Annotated in this window: 1 protein-coding gene; it reads left to right on the forward strand. The window is 65.6% G+C overall.

The genetic code is table 11. The features are described from left to right. Nucleotides 1-349 precede the first annotated feature (349 nt). Nucleotides 350-1,381, forward strand: coding sequence for a beta-propeller fold lactonase family protein (locus tag ACZ7FF_RS44965; RefSeq protein WP_470820555.1), 1,032 nt, complete (start codon nucleotides 350-352; stop codon nucleotides 1,379-1,381). The last annotated feature ends 92 nt before the right edge of the window (nucleotides 1,382-1,473 follow it).

The raw sequence follows: 1,473 nt of genomic DNA on the forward strand, positions 1-1,473 counted from the left end.
CCGCTACGAGCGCAAGCCCGACCACTTCCTGGCCTTCACCGCGCTGGCAGCTGCCCTCATCTGCTACCGCAGACTCCCCAAATGAAATGACCTGTAAGTTAGCCTGAAGTGGTGCTTTGTCCGTCCCCATGCCCGTCGCGCGCACACGCTGCTGCGTCGGCTCACTACCTTGGGGGCTCGCGGCCCCAGGTGGTTCACCTTGGGCCCTCCCCTCGGCGAATGCTCGCCGAGGGCAGCCGATGCTCGCGCAGCACAACTGCCGCGAACTGCTCCTTCGGAGGACGACATGCCCTCGCACTCGCGTGCCCAGGCGACCAGGATCGAACCCGTCCGATCCCGGAGAAAAGCCATGCGATCGGTAGCAGCGGCCGCGGTTCTTGCCAGCAGTCTGGCCGGACCGTTCGCGGCCACCGCGTCGGCGGGTGCCCAGCACCGCTCCGGAGGTGACAAGAGGACGTTCGCTTACGTCGCGAACACCAGTGACGACACCGTCTCCGTGATCGACACCGCGACCCGGACCGTCGTCGGCGCGCCCATTCCGGTCGGTGACCAGCCGAATAGCCTGGCCGCGACGCCAGACGGCTCGCGGGTGTACGTCAGCAACTCCGGCGACGACACTGTGTCAGTCATCGACACAGCTGCCCGCAGGACTGTCGGGGTGCCGATCCCCGTAGGACACGCTCCGGCTGGTGTGGCCGTTGCCCCGAACGGTTCGCGCGTCTATGTCGCCAACAACGACGACGACACACTGTCCGTCATCAGGACCCGGACCAACACCGTCGTGGGCCCGCCCATCGTCGTGGGCCCCTCGCAGCTCGGCGCGGTGGGAGTCGCGGTGTCCCCCACCCACCGCCGCGCCTACGTCACGAACAACGGTTTTGCCCAGGGTGCCGTAACCACCGTCAATACATCGACCAACACGGTCACACTACCCCCGGTCGATACCGCCCCTGGCGCCAACCAACTTGTGGTGAACAAGGCGGGCACACGCATCTATGTGACCAACTTCGTCGCCGGATCCGTCGGAGTGGTCAACGCAAAGACCAACAGGCTGATCAAGAATGTGGCGATCGCACGGACTCTCACCGGGCTGGCGCTGACGCGCCACGACACTCGGCTCTACGTGGCCAGCCGCGACAACAACACGGTCTCGGTGCTGAACACGAACACCGACACGGTCACCGGCGTGCCCATCCCGGTCGGTGCCGGCCCACGCCGTCTCGCGACCAGCCCTGACGGCCGGGACCTTTACGTCACCAACGGCGGCGACAATACGGTACTCGTGATCGACACCGCGACGAACAGTGTCACCGGAACACCTGTCGCAGTTGGTCAACGGCCCACGGGCATCATCGTCTTCAAAGCGCGCGTCGGCTCCTAGGCGCTGTTTCTCGGATCTCGTTCCGCGGGTGAGGTGTTGATGGCAGATTGACTGCATGGGACGCGGAGACCTGACGAACGCGGAGTGGGATC

This window comes from Streptomyces sp. NPDC037126, from assembly GCF_055605965.1.

Bases quoted from the DNA above. Each gene is read 5' to 3' on its own strand.
- ACZ7FF_RS44965 (WP_470820555.1), top strand. From the start codon at position 350: ATGCGATCGGTAGCAGCGGCCGCGGTTCTTGCCAGCAGTCTGGCCGGA.